The organism is Dermacoccus sp. SAI-028 (assembly GCF_004346775.1).
GTDB lineage: Bacteria > Actinomycetota > Actinomycetes > Actinomycetales > Dermatophilaceae > Dermacoccus > Dermacoccus nishinomiyaensis.
Genome location: NZ_SMFS01000001.1, coordinates 2007123 through 2030209 on the forward strand (window position 1 = coordinate 2007123; position 23087 = coordinate 2030209).

Genomic DNA, 23087 nt, shown 5'->3' on the forward strand with positions numbered 1-23087 from the left:
CGCTGCCGCCACGACGTTCGGCACCACCGCAACCGTCGCTGGAGCCCATGGCGGTCGTCGGCACGCACCGCGGAGAGCCCATCACGCAGGCCCTCACTCAGGCGAGCGTCGACACGAGCCGGAAAGCAACCACCGCGCAAGCGCTCGCCCGACCCAGCGTCGGCGCGCTGGACGATGCGCCCAGTGCCGGGTTCGCCTGGCCGGTCACGCCGCACGAGGTCGTGCGTCGCTTCGACCCGCCGGAGGTCGTGTGGGGCGCCGGTCACCGCGGCGTCGACCTGCGCTCGTCACCGGGAGCACCCGTCGTCGCGCCCTCTGACGGGGTCGTCACCTTCAGCGGCAGTGTCGCCGGGCGCGGCGTGCTGACGATCCGTCACCCCCAGGGGTTCGACACGACCTACGAACCTGTCAGTCACCAGGTGTCCAAGGGGGCGAGCGTGCATCGCGGGGAGCACGTGGCCGATCTCGAACCCGGGCACTGCGAGCCGGCATGCCTGCACTGGGGTTACAAGGTGGGGCCGAAGAGCTACCGCGACCCGCTGACGCTCATCGCGCACCGACGCCCCGTACTTCTTCCGCCCCTGTGAGCATCTGGCCTCGTCGGCGGCGCCGACACGTCAGGGGGCTTGGGTTGGCCCCCGCGGCACCAGAGACGCGGTTTCTCGACACGCGCGCCTCACGCGCGTGGGTGGGCCTGTTCGAACCCGGCCCGGAGGCGTTCGGCGGAGACGTGGGTATAGATCTGCGTCGTCGCGAGCGAGGCATGGCCGAGGTATTCCTGGACGGTGCGCAGGTCGGCGCCGCCCTCGACGAGGTGCGTGGCGGCACTGTGTCGCAGAGCGTGCGGCGACAGCGTCGGCGCGCCGTCGACGGACGCTGTCGCGCGGTTGACGAGTTCCCGGACGATGCGTTGGTCGATCCGACGCCCCCGCACCCCGACGAACAGGGCTCGCTCCCCATCGGCCGCGAGCGCCCCACGGCACCTCAGCCACCGTTCCAGTGCCTCCCGCGCAGGCAGACCGTACGGCACCATCCGTTCCTTGCGGCCCTTGCCCATGACACGCACGAGCTGGTTCGCCTCGTCGAGCGCACTCACGTCGAGGGAGGCCAGCTCGCCCACGCGCATGCCGGAGGCGTAGAGCAGTTCGAGGACGGCGGCGTCCCGAGCCCTGACGGCGCGCTCTTCGGGACCGGCCGCAGGTGTCGGTGCTGACTGATGGGGCGAGACGGTCTCCGTCGGCGCTGCCCCTGCCTCACCCGCTTCGGAGTCGACGTCGACGGCCGCCTCAACTGACTGGCGTGTGGCGGAGCCGGCATCAGCGGCTGTTTCACCGCAGCCGCGTGCGGCGGGGACGGCCGCGGCCGCTGCCTCGTCCGCCGCATCGAGGATCGCGGCGGCCTGATCGACTCGCAACACCTCGGGCAGTGACGTCATGCGGCGCGGCGCGCTGAGTCGCACCGACGGGTCGGTCGCGATGACGCCCCTGCGGCGCGCCCAACGACAGAACGTCTTGACCGTCGACACCCGTCGAGCCAGGGTGCTGCGCGAGTTGCCCGCCTCGCTCTGCGCGGCCAGCCAGCTGCGCAGGTCGTTGAGGGTGAGGTCGGACCACGAGGCGACGCCGGCCTCCGTCAGGTGGAGGCGCAGGGACGCCAGGTCGACGGAGTAGGCACGCACCGTGTTGGTCGAACGGTCGCGTTCGGCGCTCAGGTGATCGAGGAACTGCTCGATCACCCGTTCACTCGGCCCACGTGGCTGGCTCGGTCCACTCACCCGACGAGAGTACGTCCCGCCGCGTCACACCGCTCGCAGCACACGTCGCAGGAAGCGCGCCTCGCCCCTGGTCCCGCGCCGGGGGCGTTCCCACGAACGACCGCGAAAGTGGCGTTCGCGATCCCCTGGTGCTGTGTGGGTGGGCGATCCGTTCACGCCTTGCGCCACCCTCCGTCCTCACGCGCTGCCAGACCGGCTGCGAGCAGCTCCCCGAGGGCTGAGACGACCTCGCGCTCCGGGCGTCCCGCGGTGCGCGCCACCCGTTCCAGGGAGGTCGGCTCACGCAGCGGCAGCGCGTCCCAGACCAGGCGCGCCCGCGGGCCGACGGCGTCCTCGGGCCGCGCGAGCACGGGCAGCGTGTCACGTGTCGTGGCGCGCGGGCCGTAGGAGCCGACGAGTTCCATGACGTCCTCCGCCCCGGTGACGAGCACGGCGACTCCGTCACGCACGAGCTCGTGGCAGCCGGCGCTCGCCGCTGACGTGACCGGGCCGGGCACCGCGCCGACGACGCGGTTGAGTTCCTCCGCTCGCCGGGCCGTGCTGAGCGATCCGGAACGCAGCCCCGCTTCGACGACGACCGTCCCGGGAGCTAGCGCGGCGATGAGCCGGTTGCGATGAAGGAAACGCTGGCGCATCGGCGCGAATCCCAGGGGCATCTCGCTGACGATGACGCCGCGCTCCCTGACGCGCGCGAACAGTTCTTCGTGCGCCGTGGGATACACGCGATCCACGCCTCCCGCGACGACGCAGACGGTGTCGGCGTCTCCGGCGAGCGCCCCGCGGTGCGCCGCGGCGTCGATGCCGAAGGCTCCCCCGGACACGACGCTCACCCCGTGCGCGCCGACGCCCAGCGCGATCTGCGCCGCGATCCGCTGCCCGTAGTGCGTCGCGGCGCGCGCCCCGACGAGCGCGACGGAACGTTCTGCGGCGCAGGCGAGATCCCCCTCCCCGATGACGAAGAGTGCGTGCGGCGTCTCGGGTAGCTCGTCGAGCCCGGTGGGCCACTCCTCGTCGCCGGGTACGAGCACCCGCGCTCCCACAACGTCGAGGCGCCGGCGTTGCTCGTCGAGGTCGAGGGCGCGTAGCCGCGTCGTGAAGTTCTCCCATTTGTCAGGGGATTCCTCGACGGCGGAGAGCGCCTCCTCGTGCCCGAGGGCGTCGACGAGGGCGTGAGCCTTGGGATCGCGCGGTTCCGCGATGTGGGCCCACACGAGGCGCGCCGCCCGCTCGCCCGCACTCATGGCCGGGGCCGGCGCATCGTCGCGCGCCCCCGCTCGATCCGCTCGCGCAGCCGCGTGGGCAGGGCCGGGATCGAGGCAGGCCCCCGGGGTTGTCGACTCGGTGATGGAGAACAACGCCCCGCCCAGGGGCGCGGCGCGCCGGGTTTGGGGATCGAGCATCGAGGCATCGAGCGTCGCAGCGCCGAACGCCGAGATGCCGTCGTCGGGAACAGGGTCGAGATCGGTCATGACTCGGGGTGTCCTTCTCTGAGGGTGAGGGCCGTGAAGACGTCCTCACGGGTGGGGCGGTTCGCTCCACGCAGGTCGCACAGCGTCCACGCGAGCCGCAGGATGCGGTCGTAGCCACGCAACGTCAGGGAACCGGTGTCGAGCGCCTGGTCGAGCACCGCGATGTCGCCCGCCTCGAGCGCCCAGGGTGACGAACGCAGCACGGCGCCCGGAACCTGAGCGTTGAGGCGGTGCCCGAGCGGCGCCCATCGGGCGGCGGATCGCTCGCGCACCTCGAGGACCCGGTCGGCGACGCTCGCGCTCGCTTCCCCCGGCCCGGCCGCGAGGTCGCTGCGGGTGACCGCGTTGACCTGGAGGTGGACGTCGATGCGATCGAGCAGCGGGCCGGACAGTCGTTTGAGGTAGGTGCGGCGCGCCTTCGACGTGCACGTGCAGGCCGCGCCGCGGCCGATGTAGTGCCCGCAGGGGCACGGGTTGCTCGCAAGGACGAGCTGGAAGCGGCACGGATAGCGCACGACCTGCTCCGACCGCGCGATCGTCACGCTGCCGCGTTCGAGTGGCTGGCGCAGGCTGTCGAGCACCTCGCGACGAAACTCGGGGGCCTCGTCGAGGAAGAGGACGCCGGCGTGTGCCTGCGTCACCGCCCCGGGCCGTGGGCGCCCTGGCCCACCGCCGATGAGGGCGGGCATCGTCGTGCCGTGGTGCGGCGCGACGAACGGAGGTTTCTCGACGAGCGGCCCGCCGCGGAAGACGCCCATGACGGACTGGATGCTCGTCACGGCCATCGCCTCCTCCCGCGTCAGGGGCGGCAGGATGCCCGGCAGCCGGCTCGCGAGCAGCGTCTTGCCAGCACCGGGCGGTCCGATGAGCGAGACGTTGTGCCCGCCGGCCGCCGCCACCTCGAGGGCGGTTCGCGCCTCGTACTGGCCGACGACGTCGCGCATGTCGTCGCTGGGCGGGGCCTCGACGTCGTCGTCGGCGGGCTCCGGCCAGGGCAGGTCGAGAGTGCGTCCTTCGGCCCTGACTCGGTGGAACGCCACGACGTCCGACAGCGAGCGCACCGGGTGGATTCTCAGCCCCCACACGAGAGCGGCCTCGGCCGCGTTCGCCGTCGGCACGATCACCTCCCGCTGCCCGGCCTCCAACGCCGCGAGGCAGGCCGGGAGCACACCGTGGACGGGCCGCACCGTGCCGTCCATCCCCAACTCACCGATGTGCATGACGCCGGCCGCCTCGGCAGGACCCACCTGCCGGGTCGCGGCGAGCACGGCCACACCGATCGCGAGGTCGAGCCCGGCACCGGCCTTGGGCAGCGACGCGGGCGCGAGGTTGATCGTCAGGCGCGTGTCCGGAAAGGCGAGCTCCGACTGGATCATCGCCGAGCGCAAACGGTTCGGCGACTGCGAGATCGCCGTGTCCGGCATCCCGGAGATGATGACGCGGGGCAACCCCTGCCCGACGCTCACCTCGACGTCGACGACGGTGCCCTCGATGCCGGAGACGACGACGCCCTTCGTCATCCCGAAGCTCACAGGATCACCCGCCGACGATGGTCGACGCGGACGCCGGTGGCCAGCACGTCGACGCCGATGACGTCGATGCGCACCGCGGCGGCGGACACCTCGCGCTCGCGGAGCCACAGGCAGGCCAGGCGGCGCAGACGCAGGTGCTTCTCGTGCGTCACCGCCTCAACCGCGGGCCCGAAGCGTTGCGAGCGTCGCGTCTTCACCTCGACGACGACGATCTCGCGCCCGTCACGCGCGACGACGTCGATCTCACCCTCGCTGCATCGCCAGTTCGTCTCGAGGATCTCGTAGCCGAGCGAGGCGAGGTAGGCACAGGCATGACGCTCGCCCTGCGCACCGAGCGTGCGCCGCGGGTCCGGCGGTGATGCGGCGCCCGTCGAGGGGGTCGAACGGGCCGCGGCCGGGGCCTCGCGCGTGGGTCGCGCCCGCCCGGCAGGTCGGGCGAGTTCGTGCTCAGTCGTGGTGCTCCCGGCGCGTGGCCGCGTCGAATTGTCGGTCATGGTGACCACCTCCGCACCCCAGCGAAGCGGGTGCGGGCACCTCAGCGCTCGTCGCCGGAGGCCACCCTGTGGAACAGGGGTGCAGCACGGTCCGATCAGCCCCTGCAGCCGTCACCGTCCCCAGGAGCGAGACGCGCCAGGCCGCCGACCCGCCCGTCGACACCGGCGCCACGCGAGCGGCGGCGCACAGCGCGAGCGCCATAGGGTCCAGGCCGGGCGGTTCAGTTCGTGAAGCCCGGCCCGTCGGGGATCTCGAGGTCGTTCTTGGCGAGTTCTTCGACGTTGACGTCCTTGAACGTCACGACGCGCACGTTCTTGACGAACCGCGCAGGGCGGTAGATGTCCCACACCCACGCGTCCTGCATCGTCACGTCGAAGAACACGTCGGCGCCCTCACCGCGCACCGTCATGTCGACGGCGTTGCAGAGGTAGAAACGTCGCTCGGTCTCCACGACGTAGCGGAACAGGCCGACGACGTCGCGATATTCGCGGTACAGCGCCAGTTCCTGCTCGTTCTCGTACTGTTCGAGATCCTCAGCACTCATCGGGATCTCACTCCTCGTCGCTCGTCGGGGCGGGCACCGCGCCCGTGTCGCGGAAAGTCTTCCACGAGCGTCGATGCAGGTCGCATGCGCCGTGCGCGGCGATGGCCGCGAGGTGGTCGGGCGCGGAGTATCCCTTGTTGATCCCCCAGCCGTACACCGGGTGGTCGCGGGCCGCGTCGACCATCATGGCATCACGCTCCACCTTGGCGAGCAAACTGGCTCCGGCCACCGACGAGCACCGCATGTCGGCCTTGATCTGGGTGACGACGTGCCACGTCGGGGCGCTCTCCGGCTCGAGCAGGCCCAGCAGTCCGACCGTCTCGGGCTCGCTCAGCCAGTCGTGCTTGCCGTCGAGGATGACGACGTCCGGGCGCACGCTCAGCTGCGCGAGGGCGCGGGTGCCGGCCAGGCGCAGCGCGCGCGTCATGCCGAGCGCGTCGATCTCGGCGGGCGAGGCGTGGCCGACGGCGCCGTCTAACGCCCAGCGCCGAACGCGGCGCGCGAGATCGGGGCGCCTCGGCTCGGGCACGAGCTTGGAGTCCTTGACACCCTGCGGCACCGTCGACGTCGCCGCATCGACGACGCTGACGCCCACGCTGACGGGGCCCGCGAGCGCACCGCGTCCTACCTCGTCCATGCCTGCGACAAGTGTGTACCCCGTGCGCAGCAGCTGACGTTCGAGGCGCAGGGTCGGGGTCGAACTCGTCATGCGTGCGTTCCCGTCATCGATCGTGCCGTCTCATCGTGCGCTCCAGTACGTGCCGGCGACGGTGCCGATCACGGATTCGAGTGGGACGAACCCTCCACCCGGGTCACCGAGGTGTCCGCGGGAGTCATCCGAGAAGTCGCGGTTGTCACCGAGGACGAACAGGTGATCGGCTGGGACCCGCACCGAGAACGGCTCCGCCGAGGCGCATCGCTGCCCCTGGGGCAGATACGGCTCGTCGACGACGCGCCCGTCGACGCGCAGCCTGCCGTCGTGGCCGACGCTCACCGTGTCTCCGCCGACCCCGATGACGCGCTTGAGGTAGTCCTGGTCGTTCGGGCGGAACCCCAGCCACCCCGCGGCGGTGTCGAGTGCGCCGAGCACCCCGTCGCGCGGTGTCTGCTCGTAGAACACGTCGGCACCGGAGAAGACGATGACGTCACCCCGCCGTGGATGATCGTGCAGCTTGTCCACCACGATGCGATCCCCCACCTGATACGACGGCTGCATCGAACGCGACGGCACGGTGAACGTCTCCGCGACGAACGCGTGGACGAGCAGCAGCGCGACGAGGACGCCCGACAACACCCACCCGAGCACGCGCCGCAGCGAACGAGGACGCAGCGAACGCGTGCGTCGGGATGCGCCGAAGGCGCGGCCCCGCGTGGGGGTCGCGCCTTCGGGGTGATGCTCGTCGTCCATGGACGTCATGAGCCGTCTGGGAGCTGTGCGCGTTCTCAGGCCTTCTTGGCGGGAACCGCGTCGCGCTTCTCCTTGATCTTGGCTGCCTTGCCGCGCAGGTCGCGCAGGTAGTACAGCTTGGCGCGGCGCACGTCACCGCGCGTCACGACCTCGATCTTCTCGATCACGGGCGTGTGGACGGGGAACGTGCGCTCCACACCGACGCCGAAGGACACCTTGCGGACGGTGAAGGTCTCGCCGACGCCGCCGCCGTGGCGACGGATGACGACGCCCTTGAACACCTGGACACGCGAACGCGTGCCTTCGATGACCTTGACGTGGACGTTGAGCGTGTCGCCGGCGCGGAATTCCGGGACGTCGGAGCGCAGGCTCGCCGCTTCGATCGCGTCGAACTTGTTCATGTCGATCTCTCGTATCTGTGGCACGCGCAGGTTGCCACGGTCAGTTCCGGCCATGGTGGCCGGAAAGCTGTTCGGAACGTGCGGCATGTCGAGTCTCATGACCCGCGTGATCGGCGAGGTGATGCCCGGGATGATCTACATCGAAACCCCGGGGTACCTGCCGCACGAGTCACTCCCCCTGCGGCGGGGACTCATGGCGACATGACGCAAGGGTTCATCCTGCCAGGAACGGCTGCCATGAGGAAATCCGCAGCCCCGGCGCCCCGGCGAAAGATGCCCCCCTGCCCGCCGGGCAGGCAGGGACGTGGGTACATGGAGAGGCGCGGTACGACGCTCAGCGCCCCCGGCGACGCTTGGTGAACACGACCGTCGTGCCGTTCGGCTGCACGACACCGCGGAACCCGGCCTTCTTGTAGAGCTTGAGGTTGTGCTCGCTGCCCGTTCCGGTGAAGAGCTCGAACCGCGTCGCATCGCTCGGGGCGACCTCCTGGATGAACTCCAGCAACGCGCGCCCCAGGCCGCGTCCGTGCAGGTCGGGCACCACCATGAGCCGGCCGATGTGCCAGGTGTCGTCGACGAGCTTGCCCCGCACCGAACCGATGAACCGGCCGTCATGACGCAGGACGTACGTGTCCCACTCATGGAGCGACGCCGTGAGCGATTCGACCGTCTCGTGCTGTGCGGGGATCGTCAGCGTGTCGTTGAGGATGCCCTCACGCAGCCAGCACGCGTGCGTGCACGTCAGCAGATCGCCGACGTCGGCGGGCGTCGCCTTCGCGATCAGGGCACCGCCCCAGCGATCGTCGACGCCACCGGGCGTCAGGGCCGAGGAGGCGTGCAGCAGGTCGGGACGACGCGCGGCCGTCCGCTCGAGGCGCTGCTGGTGTCGCCACGCGGCGACCTTGCCGTGATCGCCGGAGAGCAGCACCGGCGGCACCTCACGTCCCTGCCAGGTCGCGGGTTTCGTGTAGACGGGGTACTCGAGCAGACCGTCCTCGTGCGACTCCTCGACGAGCGACTCTGCGTTGCCCATGAACCCCGGCAGCAGCCGGGCCGCGGCCTCGATCATCGCGAGGACGGCGACCTCTCCCCCGTTGAGCACGTAGTCACCGAGGGAGATGACGCGCACCGGCATGACGTCGGCCGCAGCCTCGAAGACGCGTTCGTCGATACCCTCGTATCGGCCGCACGCGAAGATCAGCCAGTCCTCGTCTGCGAGTTCGCGCGCGAGCCGCTGCGTCAACACCTCACCACCGGGGCCGGGGACGATGAGCGTCGGCGTGCCGTCGCCCAGGGTGCGCACATGCTCGAGCGCTTCCCACCACGGCTGCGGCTTCATCACCATGCCGGCCCCACCGCCGTAGGGCGTGTCGTCGACGGTGCGGTGACGGTCGTGCGCGAAGTCGCGCAGGTCGTGCACGGCCACGTCGAGCAGGCCCTTGCGCTGCGCCTGACCGGGCAGGCTGAGCTTCAGCGGTTCGAGGTATTCAGGGAAGATCGAGATGATGTCGCAGCGCACGAGTTCAGTTCGCCTCCGCCGGATCGGTGGCCTCGAGCGCGGCGCTGTCGTCGGGGGCGTCGGGCGCATCGGGACGTGCGAGATCGAGCAGCCCCGGCGGGGGCGTGACGACGACGACGCGCGCGTCCTCGTCGATCTCGGGCACGATCTCCTCGACGAACGGCACGAGGATGTCGTAGCCCTCGACACCGTCGACGACGAGCAGATCCTGCACCTCGCGTGATTCGAGCGCCTTGACGACGCCGACCTTCTCACCGGCGACGACGACGTCGAACCCGAGCAGGTCCTCCTCGTACCAGGCGTCGTCCTCGTCGAGGTCGTCGGCCTCGGCGAGCAGCTTGATGCCGCGCAACCCTTCGGCGGCCGTGCGATCGGGCGCCTCGTCGAAGGCGAGCAGGTGGAGGCCGTTGTGAACGCGCGCCGAGCGCAGGGTCAGCGGGCCGCGTGAGGCCGGTTCCGTCTCGAACGTTTCGCCGGGCACGAACCGCTGCTCCGGCGAATCCGTGTGCAGCTGCACGGTCACCTCGCCCTTCAACCCGTGAGCCTTGCCGATCCGTGCCACGACGACGTCATCCATGCCGCCTATTGTCGCATCGCACCAGCACAGCCCTGGCGCCCGTGTCGCGGGCGCACCCCGCAGGTCCGCCACCGGCCCGACGCGCCCAAGCCCTTCGCGGCGCGACCACACCCCGGCCGCTCGCCCGGCCGACGCATCCGGCAATACAAAACCGCCCCCACCGTGACGGCGGAGGCGGTTTCGTCGGTGCGACAGCTCAGCGGGCGCGGTCGGTGTCGACGATGTCGACACGAACCGGGCGACCGCCGGCCAGCGCGGAGACCACGGTGCGAAGGGCGGAGGCGGTGCGACCGGAGCGGCCGATGACGCGCCCCAGGTCGTCGGGGTGCACGCGAACCTCGAGGAGTTCGCCGCGGCGCCCGTCCTTGTGACGCACGACGACGTCGCCGTCGTGGTCGACGATGCCCTTGACGAGGTGCTCCAGTGCTTCTTCGAGCACGAGGATCAGGCCTCTTCGGTCTTCTCGGCCTCGGCAGCCGGAGCGTCAGCGGCGGGGGCCTCGGCGGCGGGCGCCTCGGCCTTGGGGGCGTCAGCCTTCTTCTTGGCCGTGGTAGCGCCGTCCTTCGAGGAGTCCGTCGCGTTCTGCGCAGCCTTGAGAGCGGCCTCGTAGAGGGCCTTCTTGTCGGCCTTCGGCTCGGCCTTCTTCAGCGTGCCCTCGGCACCCGGCTCGCCCTTGAACTTCTGCCAGTCACCCGTGATCTTGAGCAGCGCGGCGACCTGCTCGGTCGGCTGCGCGCCGACGGAGAGCCAGTACTGCGCACGCTCGGAGTCGATCTCGATGAGGCTCGGCTCCTCCTTGGGGTGGTACTTGCCGATCTCCTCGATCGCGCGGCCGTCACGCTTCGTCCGGCTGTCCATGACGACGACGCGGTACTGGGGCTGACGGATCTTGCCGAGGCGCTTGAGGCGAATCTTGACTGCCATGGTGGCGGTCTCACTTTCTGTTCGTGTGAACCACGGCAAGACCGAAGGGGGTGTGACGGCGAGCGTTGTACGGACGCACACCGAACCTCGCGGGGAACCGTGACTCGGGGTAGGCGCGCATCTGCGGTGGCAGACACACGGGTACCCCGCCATTCTGCCAGAGGGCGCCAGCTACGCCCAATCGCCGCGTTCCCTCGTGATGTCGCCCGGGTTCTCGGGCGCGGGCGCCCGAGAACCCGGGCGACATCAGGAAGGGACGTCAGCTCTCGCGCGCGTGGCGTTCGAGGAACTGGTACACCTCGGTGTCGTCGACGCCCGGAAACGTGCCGGGCGGCATCGCGGCGAGCAGGTGCGAATGCACGCGAGCACTCGGCCAGGCGTGCCCGCCCCAGCGCGCCGTCAGCTCCCCCGGCGGCTGTGTGCAGCACGACGGGTCGGGGCATCGCGACTGCGAGCGCGACGTCGTCTCGCGCCCGCGGAACCACTTGACGTGCTGGTACGGAGTGCCGACGTTGACGCTGAACAAGCCCGACGAGGTGCGATCGACGAACGCCGAGCACCAGTACGTGCCCGAGCGCGTGTCCGTGTATTGCTGGTACGAGCGCGACAGATCGGGCTGGTCGAACACGACACGCGCCGTCCAGTGCTTGCACACCCGCTGGCCCTCGATGGCGCCTGTCGCGTCCGCCGGGAAGACGATGCCGTCGTTCTCGTACGCCTTGTAGATGACGCCGTCGGCGCTGATGCGCATGAAGTGGACGGGGATGTCGAGCACCTTCGTCGCGAGGTTCGTGAACCGGTGCGCGGCCGTCTCGTAGGAGACGCCGTACGCGTCGCGCAGGTCCTCGATAGAGATGTCCTTGGCCGCCTTGGCCTCGAGCAGCCGCGCCCCCAGCTCCTTCTCCGGCATGAGGACGGCCGCCGCGAAGTAGTTGATCTCGACGCGCTGGGAGAGGAACTCGGCGTAGTCGGCCGGCACCTCGTGGCCGAGGACGAGGTGCCCGAGCGCCTGCAGCGCGAGCGAACGCGCGTCGTGCTGGCCCGCCTCCGGCTGCGGCAGGTAGATCCGGCGATTGGCCAGATCGCTGACGGTGCGCGTCGAGTTCGGCAGATCCGAGGTGTGCACGAGCGAGAACCCGAGGTGCTCCGCCATCCGATCGACGGAGGTGCGCGAGACCGGCCCGCCCGCATGCCCGACGCCGGCGAGCAGGTCGGCGGCTGCCTGCTCGATGTCACCGAAGTAGTTGTCGGCCTCCCGCATGCGCGTGCGGAGTTCGGCGTTCGCACGCCGGGCGTGCTCGGGCGTCGCGGCGCGCTCGCTCTGCATCGACGCGAGCGCCTCGTGCATCCCGACGAGCGCCTCGAGCGCCTCCGTCGGCAATCGCGGCCCGACCCGAACCGTCGGCAGCCCGAGCGCCGAGTACTGCTCGGCGCGCTGCGCGCGTTCGAGTCGGATCTCCAGCGCGGCACGCCGTGACGGCGGCGCGGTCGCGAGCAGGTCGGCGAGGGGGACGTCGAGCACCTCGGCCAGCGACGTCAGCACCGACAGTCGCGGCTCGCGCTTGCCGTTCTCGATGAGCGAGAGCGCCGACGGGCTCATGCCGACGGCGGCCGCGACGTCTCCGAGCGTCCGCTCGGCGCCCTGACGTACGTGACGCAGGCGCCGTCCGATCGTCAGGGCGTCGGGTGCGGCGCGCTCGGGTCGGGTGGCCGTCTCGGTGGAGACGCGGGGGCGCGACAGCCGCCCCTCGCGCGGTGCGCTCGTGTCGCTCATACCGTTCACCTTCGCCCGCGCCATGCGTCACCTCGTGCTCACTCGGAGCCAAAGACCCCGAAAAACCTGTCGATGTGTCAATAATCGCAGATCTTTATCGGAAAACTCTTGTTACTTGCCAGTTCGATCGGCCAGAGTGGACACATCGAGCCCCACCGCCACCCGGCTGAGGCTTCACCGAGGAAAGGACCAGGAGCCATGACTGGCGAGAACATCCAGGCACGCGCCGCCGAGATCCAGAAGGACTGGGACACCAACGAGCGCTGGAAGAACGTCAAGCGTGACTACAGCGCTGAGGACGTCGTCCGTCTCCAGGGCAGCATCCAGGAGGAGTTCACCCTCGCCAAGCACGGCGCCGAGAACCTCTGGGAGAAGCTGCACACCGAGGACTTCGTCAACGCCCTCGGCGCGCTGACGGGCAACCAGGCCGTCCAGCAGGTCAAGGCCGGCCTCAAGGCCATCTACCTGTCCGGTTGGCAGGTCGCCGGTGACGCGAACCTCGCCGCCCAGACGTACCCGGACCAGTCGCTCTACCCGGCCAACTCGGTGCCGCAGGTCGTCCGCCGCATCAACAACGCCCTGATGCGCGCCGACCAGATCGAGTTCTCCGAGGGCATCAAGAGCGTCGATGAGTGGCTCGTGCCGATCGTCGCCGACGCCGAGGCCGGCTTCGGTGGCCCGCTCAACGCGTACGAGCTCATGAAGTCGATGATCGCCGCTGGCGCCGCCGGCGTGCACTGGGAGGACCAGCTGGCCTCCGAGAAGAAGTGCGGCCACCTCGGTGGCAAGGTGCTCATCCCGACGAAGCAGCACGTTCGTACGCTGAACGCCGCCCGCCTCGCCACCGACGTGTCGAACACGCCGACCGTCGTCATCGCCCGTACGGACGCCGAGGCCGCGACGCTCATCACGTCCGACGTCGACGAGCGCGACCAGCAGTTCCTCACCGGCGAGCGCACGAACGAGGGCTTCTACAAGGTCAAGAACGGCATCGAGCCCTGCATCGAGCGTGCGAAGGCCTACGCGCCCTACGCCGACCTCATCTGGATGGAGACGGGCACGCCCGACCTCGAGCTCGCGAAGAAGTTCGCCGAGTCCGTCAAGGCCGAGTTCCCCGACCAGATGCTGGCGTACAACTGCTCGCCGTCGTTCAACTGGAAGAAGCACCTCGACGACGACACGATCGCCAAGTTCCAGCGCGAGCTGGGCGCGATGGGCTTCAAGTTCCAGTTCATCACCCTCGCCGGCTTCCACGCTCTCAACTACTCGATGTTCGACCTGGCCCACGGCTACGCCCGCGAGCAGATGAAGGCGTACGTCGAGCTGCAGGAGCGCGAGTTCGCCTCCGAGAGCCGCGGCTACACGGCCACGCGTCACCAGCGCGAGGTCGGCACGGGCTACTTCGACCTGGTCGCCACGACGCTCAACCCCGAGTCGTCGACGACCGCGCTGAAGGAGTCGACGGAGAGCGCTCAGTTCTGAGCTGCTCCCGCCACTGAACCGGCCCCCACCCCCCGCGCGATCACCTGGCTCCGATCGCGTGGGGGTGGGGGCTCACCCCTACCCCCGTCGCGCCGCGCACCCTGATCGCCCGATCCCGCGACCATGCGTGCCGCGGCCGCCGTGTCCGCGTCGCGAGCGCCGCCCGCCCGGGCGTCGCGATCGGTCATGATGGAGTCCAAGCCCAGCCCAGCCGTCGCCCCGACGACGCCCACAGCGCACCCGAAGGAGGGCTCATGAGCTCTTCCCCCACCGTCCGCGGTCAGCTGCACCCTCGGTTCGAGGAGATCCTGACGCCCGGCGCCCTCGCCTTCCTCGGCCGGCTCGACGGAGCGTTCGCCGGGCGTCGCGCCGAACTACTCGCTCAGCGTCGCGACCTGTCACGCCGCATCAACACGGGCACCGACCTCGACTTCGACCCCGCGACGCAGTCCGTGCGTGACGACGCGTCGTGGCAGGTCGCGCCCGCCGCGCCGGGGCTGCTCGATCGCCGCGTCGAGCTCGTCTCCCCCGTCACGCGCTCGATGACGCAGCACGCGATGGAGTCGAACGCCTCGACGTGGCTCGCGGACCTCGAGGACGCGACGTCACCGACGTGGTTCAACATGATCGAGGGCCAGATCGTGCTCGCCGACGCGGTGCGCGAGTACCGCGCGCACCCGGAGCGCAAGCGTCCAACGCTCATCATGCGCCCGCGCGCCTGGCACCTGTGCGAGAAGCACCTGACGGTCGACGGCCGCCCGATCTCGGCGACGCTCGTCGACTTCGGCCTGTTCTTCTTCCACAACGCGCAGACTCTCATCGACGCCGGGTTCGGCCCGTACTTCTACCTGCCGAAGATCGAGTCGGCGGCCGAGGCGCGCCTGTGGAACGACGTCTTCGTCGAGGCTCAGGACGCCCTCGGCATCGAGCGCGGCACGATCCGTGCGAGCATCCTCATCGAGACGCTGCCCGCCGCGTTCGCGATGGAGGAGATCCTCTACGAACTGCGCGAGCATGCCGCCGGTCTCAACGCGGGCCGCTGGGACTACATCTTCAGCTACGTGCGTACCTTCGCCCACCGCGGCGACGAGTACGTCCTGCCCGACCGCGAGCGCATCACGATGACGACGCCGTTCATGCGCGAGTTCACCGAACTGCTGGTCGCGACGGCGCACAAGCGCGGCACGCACGCGATCGCCGCGCCCGCCGCGAACAACCCGACGCTGCAGGACGACGACATGCGTCACCGCGTCCTCAACGTCGTCCACACCGAGAAGGAGCGCGAGGCCGAGGAGGGTTTCGACGGTTCGTGGGTCGCCCACCCCGCGATGGTCGACACGGTGCTGTCCGCCTTCACCCACGTCCTCGGCGACAAGCTCGACCAGATCGACGTCAAGCGCCCGCAGCGCTTCGACGCGGCGGCCCTCGTCAGCCTCGAGGGCACGATGCAGACGACGAGCCTGCAGGGCGTGCGCCACAACGTCAGCGTCGCGCTGCAGTACCTCGCGGCGTGGATCGACGGCAAGGGCGCCGTCGCCATCGGCAACTTCATGGAGGATGCGGCGACCGTCGAGATCTGCCGCGCCCAGCTATGGCAGTGGCTGCACCACTCGACGCAGCTCGCCGAGGGCCCGCAGGTGACGCGGGAGCTGCTCGGGCGCGTCATCGACGAGGAGATGACCAAGCTCAAGCGCACCGCCGACGCCGACGAGTCCGAGCGCCTCGACGAGGCCCGCGAGGTGCTCGAACGCAGCGCGCTCACCGACGAGCTGCCCGGATTCTTCTCCAACTACGCCTACGTCCGCTTCCTGCTCGACGAGGGGCTGCGCATGCCGCGCAGCATCGACTCCGACGACCTTCGTCAGTCGGAGAAGGTCGACGAGGTCGCCTGAGCTCGGCCGTGTGACGCAGACGGGTACGGCGAGCGATCTGCGTGCGCGTGAGCGCGTCGAGCCGTCGCCCGGGGGCGTTGTCGGTATGAGGTGATAGAAAGATGACGTGGCGTCGCGCAGGTGCACGCCACGTCATCGTCACGTCCAGCGGGCGCACTCGAGAGGTACTCACCATGATCTTCATCGTTGTCAAGTTCGACGTCCGCCCCGACAAGGTCGACGGGTGGATGGACCACGTCGCCGACTTCACCGCGGCCACGCGCGCCGAGGCGGGCAACCTGTGGTTCGAGTGGAGCCGCAGCGTCGAGAAGCCGAACGAGTTCGTGCTCGTCGAGGCGTTCCAGGACGACGCGGCCGTGGCGCACGTCTCCTCGGACCACTTCAAGGCCTTCACGTCGTCGACGGCTGAATGGCTCACGGCCACGCCCAAGATCGTCTCGCGTCAGGTCGAGGGCGACGGCTGGGACGAGATGGGCGAGATCAGCGTCGACTGACGCCGATCACGAGGGGGGCGACCTCGCCTGCGCGACCACGGTCAAACCGGGACGCAAGGTGAAGATGCGTGTGCTCAAGGACGGCGAGGAGCTGACGTCGCAGACCGGCGACGTCGGCAAGCCCGGTTCGGACGGCGAGGTCGCACTGAGCGGCGACATCGGCGTCGCTCCGCCAGCCATGCCCGCCAGCATCTACGCGTGCGAGTTCACCGTCGACGGCGCCAAGCCGGTGAGCGGCTCCGTCAAGGTCAAGGGCCCACAGGGCGCCGACGGCGCCAGCCAGGTGCGCATGTGCACCGAGATCAAGGACACCCCGGGGCGCAAGAAGAAATCGCTCTCGTGCGCCGAGACCTCTGATGTGATCCACCTCGAGCGCGGCAAGGGCCTGCAGTGCTCCGCCGTCGTCGCGGGGGCGAAGGGGTCGCCACTGCGCGTCCGGATCCGCAAGGGCACGCGGGTGTTCGACTTCCCGTTCGAGGCAGGGCGCGCCGACAAGAACCTCGGGGTGGTGACGGCGAGCATCACCGTCGCGGGCAGCGATGACGCCCGCTGCGAGGTCTACAAGGGCGAGAAGCTGCTCGTGCGGCGCGACTTCCGGGTCGTCGTGAACGGCTGAGACCAGGCCGCATTCAGGATCTATCGAGGCTTCATGAATTCTTTGCTCCGAGATGGAACCGGATCCGGGTCCAACGCATCAGAATGATGACACCGACAACCAGGAGGAAGCCATGAAGATCAGCCGAACCATCGTCCCGACGCTCGCACTGGCCTCGCTCACGCTTGCAGGATGCAGCACCGTCGAGAGCGGCGGCAGCTCATCGTCGGGCGCCGCTGTGCCGAGCAACCCCATGTCGTCGAGCCCCACGGCCGCCCAGTCGCAGGCCACGTCGGCTGCGCCCGAGACGTCGAGCGCCGCTGAATCGTCGCCCGAGTCGTCGCCCGCGACCTCGGAGACGAGCTCGTCAGCATCGACCGACGGGACTGCTGCACGGATAGGTGACATCTGACGTGGCTTGCCCGCCAGGGTGGCCTGGAAGGATGCACTCATGCCTCAGCCCTATCCGCAGGAGTTTCGCGACGACGTTGTGCGCGTGGCCCGTAACCGTGAGCCGGGGGTGACGCTCGAGCAGGTCGCGAAGGACTTCGGGATCCACCCGATGACGTTGTCGACGTGGATGCGCAAAGCCGATATCGACGACGGCACCCGGCCCCCGATACCGGTGTCGGGCAGCGACCTGGCCGAGCTGGCCGAGGCCCGCCGGCGGATCCGGTTGCTGGAGCAGGAGAACGAGGTCCTGCGCCGCGCGGCGGCGTACCTGTCCCAGGCGAACCTGCCGGGAAAAGGTTGTACCCGCTCGTGAGCGAGCTCGCCGCCGACGGCATCCCTGTCGCGGTCACGTGCCGGGTCTTGAAGATCGCTCGCCAGCCCTACTACCGGTGGCTCACCAAGCCCGTCACCGACGCCGAGTACGCGCAGGCGTACCGGGCGAACGCGTTGTTCGACGCCCACCGTGACGACCCCGAGTTCGGGTACCGCTACCTGGCCGACGAGGCCCGTCACCACGGCGGGCAGCCCATGTCGGCCCGGACAGCGTGGGCGATCTGCTCGGACAACGCCTGGTGGAGCTCCTTCGGCAAGCCCCGCAGGTCCAAGGCCCGCCGTCCGGGACCGCCGGTGCACGACGACCTCGTCAACCGCGAGTTCACCACCTTGGCGACAGGCCCGAACCAGGTGTGGTTCACCGACATCACCGAGCACAAGACCGCTGAGGGGAAGGTGTACATGTGCGCGATGAAGGACGCCTGGTCGGGACGGATCGTGGGCTACTCCATCGACTCGCGGATGAAGTCGCGTCTGGCCGTGAACGCCTTGGACAACGCGGTCGCCGCCCGCGCCGCGCAGGGCATGACCGTGACCGGGTGCATCGTCCACGCTGACCGTGGATCGCAGTTCAGATCAAGGAAGTTCGTGGCCGCCCTGCACCGCAACGGGCTGCGCGGGAGCATGGGCCGCGTCGCGACCTGTGCCGACAACGCGGCCATCGAGAGCTTCTGGGCACTGCTGCAGAAGAACGTCCTGAACCGCCGCCCCTGGGCCACCCGCGAGCAGCTACGGACCGCCATCGTCACCTGGATCGAACGGACCTACCATCGACGCCGCCGCCAAGCCCGACTGGGACGATTGACCCCCATCGAGTACGAGACCATCATGACCACCCAGACCGCTACCGCGGCCTGAGACCCCAACTGTCACCAGATCGTGCAGCAGTCCCGACTCGTCTTCGTCGCCCAGCTCGCAGGCAGCCAGTTCTGCAAAGGTGACGAAGAGCGACATCATCGGCTTCGCCTCGAGCCACGAGACGCGTTCGTGCCTCAGCAAGAACCTGGCTTACGTGTCGTCGGCTCAGTTCTGCAAGGAGGACGCGAGCAGCATTGACGCCTCGTACAAGGGCCAGCGGGTCTACTTCACGACAGCCGTGCAGTTCAAGTCCAGCGCGAAGTACAGCTATGAGATCTCGAACGGTTCACAGTCGAAGAAGGGCACGCTCGACTCCAAGGGCACCTCGAACGCTGACGGCCAGGCTGTCACGCTGACCGTCAAGGTACCGATGGAGCAGTCGGGCACCTACTCGATCAAGTTCCTCGAGAACGGCTCGCAGTTCGCTTCGGACTCGGTGAACGTCACCGTCAAGTGACGCGCTGACCGAGCATGCTGCCGGGCCCTCACCACACGCGTGGTGAGGGCCCGGCAGCATGCTCGGTGTGGCGCGACCTCAGCGTGGCTCGACGTCCGGTGTGGTTCGGCGGGGAACGCTCGAAGCGGTGGTCAGCTGAGACGCGGACGCAAGTTCAGCGCCTGCTGGACGAAGGCTCGCGCATCGTGGGGACTGTCGTTGAGTTTCCGCAGTTGCGCGGCAGTGACGTCATCGGGCCGCGCGGCGCGCACGCCGCGAGCCGTCAGATCGACGAGGGCGCGCTCAGCTGAGGAACCCGCGCACCACACGATCGGCGCACCGGCGTACGCAGCGACGTCGAGGGCCGCCGCGTAAGGCAGTCCGAACAGGGCCACCGCCGTCAGCTCACGCGCCAGCGCAACGGCGACCAGTTCACTGATCGCGTCGTCGAGGACGATGACGCCGGCCGGAGAGTCATGCTCGGCGTAGGCGCGTGCCGGCCATTCTTCGCGGGTGATCGCGTAGGAGTCGTGATCGCGCCAGGCGTTGGCGCCCGACGGGCCGTCGGCGAGCCACAACATGCGGCGGACGGTGCGTTCGCGTCTGAAACCGAGCGACCGCAGGACGCCCGCCGACGTCGCGTTGGTCGTGCGCACGTTCGCCTCGACGCGGTGCAGGCCCATGCCCGACGGGGTGGGGCGCAGAGCGATGTCGACGACGAGCGCGAGACCTTCGCGGAACAGCCCCTGCCCGACGTACGGGTCGAATGCGTTGTACCCCATCGTCGCGCTCATGAACCGCCCCTGCACGACGTTCGACACGTTGACGCAGCCGACGAGACCGGCCGTGTCGTGCGGGGCGCGCACGTCGTCATGGGCGCGGATGAGGAAGGTGCGGTGTTTCTCGGATTGCGCCGCGAGGTGGTGGACGAGATCGCCCGGATTGACGGGGTTCCACGAGCCGATGCGTGCCGCGGAGCGCGTCATCGCGCGTCGGTAGGGCTCGATGTCGGCTCGCCGGGCAACGCTGACGCTGACACGTTCGCCGTCGGCGTGGAGGAATTCGGCGCTGCTCATACGTTTGGCCTCACTCGACGATGCGTCCGCGCAGGACGACGTGGCGCGGCGCGGCGAGGACGCGCACGTCGTCGCGCGGGTCAGCGTCGAGCATCACGATGTCGGCCGGCGCACCCTCCGTCAGGCGTTCGTGGCCGAGCCATTCGCGCGCGCCCCACGTCGCCGTCGCGAGTGCTTCGCTGTTGCTCATCCCGGCGTTCGTCATCTCGGCGACCTCGCTCGCGATGAGGCCGTGCGGCAGTTGACCGCCCGCGTCGGTGCCGGCGTAGATGCGGATGCCGGCGTCGCGGGCCGCGCCGATCGTGGTGTACCGGCGGGCGTGCAGGTCGCGCATGTGCGCAGCGTAGGCGGGAAACTTGGCCTCGCCGGCAGCGGCGAACGTCGGGAAGTTGTCGAGCAGTGCGCGGTGACGCGCGCGCCCTCGGCGTGGGCGGCGTCGATGGCGGGTTTCAGTGCCTCTGCGGGCCAGCACGGGGTGAGGTCGCCGGCGTCGCGATCGATCCAGTCGCCGACGAGCTTGACCCAGCCGTCACCGCGGCGCGCCTCCTGGCGCACGTACGCGACGAGATCTTCGGGCTCGATCTCGTGGGCGTAGTTGCGGATGTAGCGCTTGGTGCGGGCGATGTGGCGGCCGGCGCGGACGATGCGGGGCAGGTCGTCACGTTCGTCGATCCAGTGCGTGTCGACGGGTGAGCCGCAGTCGCGCAGCAGGAGCGCGCCGGCCGCGCGGTCGGCGAGGGCATGCTCTTCGGCGCGTTCGGGCGGCACTCCCCCATGCGACTCGAGCCCGACGTGGCAGTGCGCGTCGACGAGCCCCGGCAGGAACCAGCCGTCGAGCTCGACGGCGTCGTCGAGGTTCGTCTCGGGACGCGCGTAGGTGATGCGTCCGTCGACGACCCAGGCCTCCCCCACCTCATCGTCAGGCCCGGCCAGGATGCAGCCGGTGAGGTGAAGCACATCGTCATTCATGAACCGACACTATCGCGCGACGTCGGCGCTGATCGCCCGAGAGGTCGTGCATGTTCGCGATACCGGTCGCACGAACCTGCACAACTCCTCCGGGCCGAAGGACGACCGACGCGGTTAGTCCTTGTCCGCCCCCGGGCCGAGGAACTTCTCGAAGCCCGGACGGTTAGCGCTGTGCGTTTTCACGCGAGGTCAGTAGTTGAGCCACGTCATTCCGAGCGCTGTGGGCCGCAATTTCCTCAGTTAGAGGAAGACCCCCGCGAGGCTGCAACCTCCGGGGGCGTGACGACAGACACGAGGAGTCTGACGTGAACACGATTCTAGACGTGTGGTGCGCCTTGTGCGACCGCCTCGCACCCTTCGCCGTCATGGCCGTGGTGCCGCTGCTGCTGTGGGTGCATCACTTCGAGACGATGCCGCCAGCGGATGACGTAACCGCGGGTGACGTCATCGACCTTCGTGGCGCCACGAAAAAGGGTGTCACTACTACCGACACCCTTGAGGGGTGGGCCGCATGAGGCACACGCGGTTCGTCCCCGACGAGGCGATGCCCGACATTCGCCCCGGCGACGTCGTGCGCCTCGAGCATGGCGCGCTCACCTACGTCGTCGAGCGCGTGGCACGCACGAGCAGCTACACGGGCGCGACGTTGCGCCCCGTCGACGCCCTGACAGCATCCGGCAAGCCCCGAGCGTGGGTCCACCGTCGTACCGATCAACTGGTGCTCGTCGAGCGTCCCGCCGACTCGCAGCCCTTAAGCGAAATCCCGTGGGATCAGCGCGACCTCGACCGTCAGCTCGTCCTGCTCGAACGCGACGAACGGCGCCGACGTGAGGACGAGCGACGCCTCGAGGCACGACTCGGACGCCTACGCGCCGCCGGGGTGCAGATCGAGCCGCGCGATCCGGGCACGATCCGGCGCGGCGAGGTAGCGGCGCGCCTGAAGCAGTGGCGCAACGGCGCCGACGTCGTAACGCGCCTCGAGTACGAGGACACGATGCCGGCGCCCCAACTGCTGCGTCTGGTCAAGCACGTTGAGGACATCCTCGACGACTTCGCAGCCGATACCGGTGAGTTCTCCACCTGGCTGACGTCGCATCGAGGGGAACCGTGGCGAGGCGTCGTCTGGGAGGGCGCAGCCGGGCGATGACCCCGCACCCGTCGACGTCGGCACGTCGACGGGCCTTCACCGGGCCGCACGCTCCCCCATGCGAGGACGTGCGGCGCGGTGAGGGTAGGCACCACACGCCCACCCCCCGCAGGTGTTTCAACCGGAACACCTGACCAACACGCGGCGCTGACAGGGCATCAGCCGCACCACCAACACGAACGCCCCCGGTGATAGTTCCGACATCACAGAACCGGCTGTGGTGGCCTCAGAGGACGAGTGCACGCGCTCTCAGGGGTTCGCGGTGTAGGCGCGTCTCGATTCGAGGCGGGCCTCGTCGGCGTGGGCGAGACGCGTGAACGGTCGATTGGGAGGGCGAGGCCTTGGGAGGGTCTCGAACAAGCCAGCACCCCTGCCCGCAGCGCTCCGCGCCATAGCCTCAGCTGAGCACTACCCCAGGAAGCCGATTCCAGTAATCGTGATCCGTCCATCTGTCACGACGGTCACTGTCACCAAGGCCAACCCGTCATGCGCGCCCGGTGGCCGGCCATACCAAGGGCGGGCCGACACCGACAGTTCCGATACGAGCGAGTCGTCTTCCAATAGGCAGAACGTCGGCTGAGAGGTGTCCGTCGAATCGCCGGGGTGGCCCTGCTGTGGCCCGGGGAGTGTGAGCGCGTCGATCACGGCCTTCGCGCGGTTGTCCGTGTCCCCGACCCTTAGGAGTTGCTTGGGCGCTAGGAGGATCATGTCGAGCGCTACGGCGATTCCAAGATTCCTGCGAATCACAGGCATGTACTGACGCCCTTGCACCTCCACTACGGGGAGGTCGGTATCGTCCATGACCCAGCCGAATCGCTCGGCCAGCTGCGAGGAAAAACACCCCCGCAACTCGCCCCGGTTTGCGACGTTCGACACTCGCTGTCGGGGTTTGAGTTGCCCGGGATAAGTCAAGGTGAATGGCATGCCTGAACGGT

25 protein-coding genes and 1 pseudogene are annotated in these 23087 nt (G+C 69.4%); 9 read left to right on the plus strand and 17 right to left on the minus strand.

The window, feature by feature from the left end:
- Positions 1–47 precede the first annotated feature (47 nt).
- Positions 48–587 carry a M23 family metallopeptidase gene (locus tag EDC82_RS09155; RefSeq protein WP_006944892.1) on the plus strand — a complete coding sequence of 180 codons (540 nt, stop codon included), beginning with the start codon at positions 48–50 and terminating at the stop codon, positions 585–587.
- 89 nt (positions 588–676) lie between these two features.
- On the opposite strand, the gene EDC82_RS15160 is transcribed toward EDC82_RS09155, so the two are convergent.
- The 13 genes from EDC82_RS15160 to EDC82_RS09220 form a co-directional block, all read right to left on the minus strand.
- On the minus strand, positions 677–1735 hold the full coding sequence (locus EDC82_RS15160) for a tyrosine recombinase XerC (RefSeq protein ID WP_051805989.1): 1059 nt from the start codon (positions 1733–1735) through the stop codon (positions 677–679).
- A gap of 191 nt (positions 1736–1926) precedes the next feature.
- Positions 1927–3243 carry a DNA-processing protein DprA gene (gene dprA / locus EDC82_RS09165; RefSeq protein WP_208065349.1) on the minus strand — a complete coding sequence of 439 codons (1317 nt, stop codon included), beginning with the start codon at positions 3241–3243 and terminating at the stop codon, positions 1927–1929.
- Complete coding sequence (locus EDC82_RS09170) at positions 3240–4775, minus strand: YifB family Mg chelatase-like AAA ATPase (protein WP_006944861.1); 1536 nt, start codon at positions 4773–4775, stop codon at positions 3240–3242. The genes dprA and EDC82_RS09170 overlap by 4 nt, the downstream gene beginning before the upstream one ends.
- Positions 4772–5269, minus strand: coding sequence for a YraN family protein (locus EDC82_RS09175; RefSeq protein ID WP_006944876.1), 498 nt, complete (start codon positions 5267–5269; stop codon positions 4772–4774). The genes EDC82_RS09170 and EDC82_RS09175 overlap by 4 nt, the downstream gene beginning before the upstream one ends.
- A 221-nt stretch (positions 5270–5490) precedes the next feature.
- Positions 5491–5814 carry a DUF2469 domain-containing protein gene (locus EDC82_RS09180; protein WP_006944864.1) on the minus strand — a complete coding sequence of 108 codons (324 nt, stop codon included), beginning with the start codon at positions 5812–5814 and terminating at the stop codon, positions 5491–5493.
- Between the two features lie 7 nt (positions 5815–5821).
- On the minus strand, positions 5822–6523 hold the full coding sequence (locus tag EDC82_RS09185; RefSeq protein WP_074039817.1) for a ribonuclease HII: 702 nt from the start codon (positions 6521–6523) through the stop codon (positions 5822–5824).
- A gap of 30 nt (positions 6524–6553) precedes the next feature.
- Entirely contained in the window at positions 6554–7231 is a 678-nt protein-coding gene (gene lepB, locus EDC82_RS09190) for a signal peptidase I (RefSeq protein ID WP_131941229.1), read from the minus strand.
- 26 nt (positions 7232–7257) lie between these two features.
- On the minus strand, positions 7258–7623 hold the full coding sequence (gene rplS, locus EDC82_RS09195) for a 50S ribosomal protein L19 (protein WP_038571206.1): 366 nt from the start codon (positions 7621–7623) through the stop codon (positions 7258–7260).
- Positions 7624–7957: 334 nt separating this feature from the next.
- Positions 7958–9142 (minus strand): tRNA (guanosine(37)-N1)-methyltransferase TrmD, encoded by a 1185-nt coding sequence (trmD, locus tag EDC82_RS09200; protein ID WP_131941231.1) that lies wholly within the window; start codon positions 9140–9142, stop codon positions 7958–7960.
- A 4-nt stretch (positions 9143–9146) separates the two neighbouring features.
- The gene (rimM, locus tag EDC82_RS09205) at positions 9147–9719 is read right to left on the minus strand and encodes a ribosome maturation factor RimM (RefSeq protein ID WP_062256701.1); all 573 of its coding nucleotides are present in this window, start codon (positions 9717–9719) and stop codon (positions 9147–9149) included.
- A 196-nt stretch (positions 9720–9915) separates the two neighbouring features.
- A complete protein-coding gene (locus EDC82_RS09210; protein WP_006944891.1) occupies positions 9916–10158 on the minus strand; it encodes an RNA-binding protein in 243 nt (80 codons plus the stop codon).
- 5 nt (positions 10159–10163) lie between these two features.
- Positions 10164–10643, minus strand: coding sequence for a 30S ribosomal protein S16 (rpsP, locus tag EDC82_RS09215; protein WP_062256699.1), 480 nt, complete (start codon positions 10641–10643; stop codon positions 10164–10166).
- A gap of 259 nt (positions 10644–10902) precedes the next feature.
- Positions 10903–12417: a helix-turn-helix domain-containing protein gene (locus EDC82_RS09220; protein WP_235006181.1), complete on the minus strand. Its 1515-nt coding sequence runs from the start codon at positions 12415–12417 to the stop codon at positions 10903–10905.
- Between the two features lie 198 nt (positions 12418–12615).
- Between EDC82_RS09220 and aceA the strand changes: the two genes are divergently transcribed.
- From aceA to EDC82_RS09240, 4 genes are all read left to right on the plus strand, one after another.
- Entirely contained in the window at positions 12616–13899 is a 1284-nt protein-coding gene (aceA, locus tag EDC82_RS09225) for an isocitrate lyase (RefSeq protein ID WP_006944896.1), read from the plus strand.
- Between the two features lie 254 nt (positions 13900–14153).
- Positions 14154–15791: a malate synthase A gene (aceB, locus tag EDC82_RS09230; protein ID WP_074045560.1), complete on the plus strand. Its 1638-nt coding sequence runs from the start codon at positions 14154–14156 to the stop codon at positions 15789–15791.
- Positions 15792–15964: 173 nt separating this feature from the next.
- Positions 15965–16285 carry a putative quinol monooxygenase gene (locus tag EDC82_RS09235; RefSeq protein WP_038568821.1) on the plus strand — a complete coding sequence of 107 codons (321 nt, stop codon included), beginning with the start codon at positions 15965–15967 and terminating at the stop codon, positions 16283–16285.
- A 58-nt stretch (positions 16286–16343) separates the two neighbouring features.
- Positions 16344–16901: a hypothetical protein gene (locus EDC82_RS09240; protein ID WP_131941236.1), complete on the plus strand. Its 558-nt coding sequence runs from the start codon at positions 16344–16346 to the stop codon at positions 16899–16901.
- A gap of 78 nt (positions 16902–16979) precedes the next feature.
- On the opposite strand, the gene EDC82_RS09245 is transcribed toward EDC82_RS09240, so the two are convergent.
- A complete protein-coding gene (locus EDC82_RS09245; protein ID WP_131941238.1) occupies positions 16980–17333 on the minus strand; it encodes a hypothetical protein in 354 nt (117 codons plus the stop codon).
- On the opposite strand from EDC82_RS09245, the gene EDC82_RS09250 reads away from it, so the two are divergent.
- Positions 17332–18524 (plus strand): IS3 family transposase gene (locus EDC82_RS09250; RefSeq protein ID WP_131942047.1). Its coding sequence is split into 2 segments (ribosomal slippage): positions 17332–17622 and positions 17625–18524, totalling 1191 coding nucleotides; the frame shifts between segments, so codons are not numbered across the junction. The two genes, EDC82_RS09245 and EDC82_RS09250, sit on opposite strands and share 2 nt — an antisense overlap.
- Before the next feature lie 79 nt (positions 18525–18603).
- Positions 18604–18981, plus strand: coding sequence for a hypothetical protein (locus tag EDC82_RS09255; RefSeq protein WP_038568827.1), 378 nt, complete (start codon positions 18604–18606; stop codon positions 18979–18981).
- Positions 18982–19112: 131 nt separating this feature from the next.
- Here the strand turns inward: EDC82_RS09255 and EDC82_RS09260 are convergent, their stop codons facing one another.
- Positions 19113–20036: a GNAT family N-acetyltransferase gene (locus EDC82_RS09260; protein WP_131941240.1), complete on the minus strand. Its 924-nt coding sequence runs from the start codon at positions 20034–20036 to the stop codon at positions 19113–19115.
- A 10-nt stretch (positions 20037–20046) separates the two neighbouring features.
- Positions 20047–21005, minus strand: a pseudogene (locus EDC82_RS09265) (amidohydrolase family protein).
- Between the two features lie 305 nt (positions 21006–21310).
- On the opposite strand from EDC82_RS09265, the gene EDC82_RS09270 reads away from it, so the two are divergent.
- Together EDC82_RS09270 and EDC82_RS09275 are read left to right on the plus strand one after the other, a co-directional pair.
- The gene (locus tag EDC82_RS09270) at positions 21311–21520 is read left to right on the plus strand and encodes a hypothetical protein (protein WP_131941242.1); all 210 of its coding nucleotides are present in this window, start codon (positions 21311–21313) and stop codon (positions 21518–21520) included.
- Positions 21517–22152 (plus strand): hypothetical protein, encoded by a 636-nt coding sequence (locus EDC82_RS09275; protein WP_131941244.1) that lies wholly within the window; start codon positions 21517–21519, stop codon positions 22150–22152. The genes EDC82_RS09270 and EDC82_RS09275 overlap by 4 nt, the downstream gene beginning before the upstream one ends.
- Before the next feature lie 408 nt (positions 22153–22560).
- Here the strand turns inward: EDC82_RS09275 and EDC82_RS09280 are convergent, their stop codons facing one another.
- Complete coding sequence (locus tag EDC82_RS09280; protein ID WP_131941246.1) at positions 22561–23076, minus strand: hypothetical protein; 516 nt, start codon at positions 23074–23076, stop codon at positions 22561–22563.
- Positions 23077–23087: the final 11 nt, after the last annotated feature.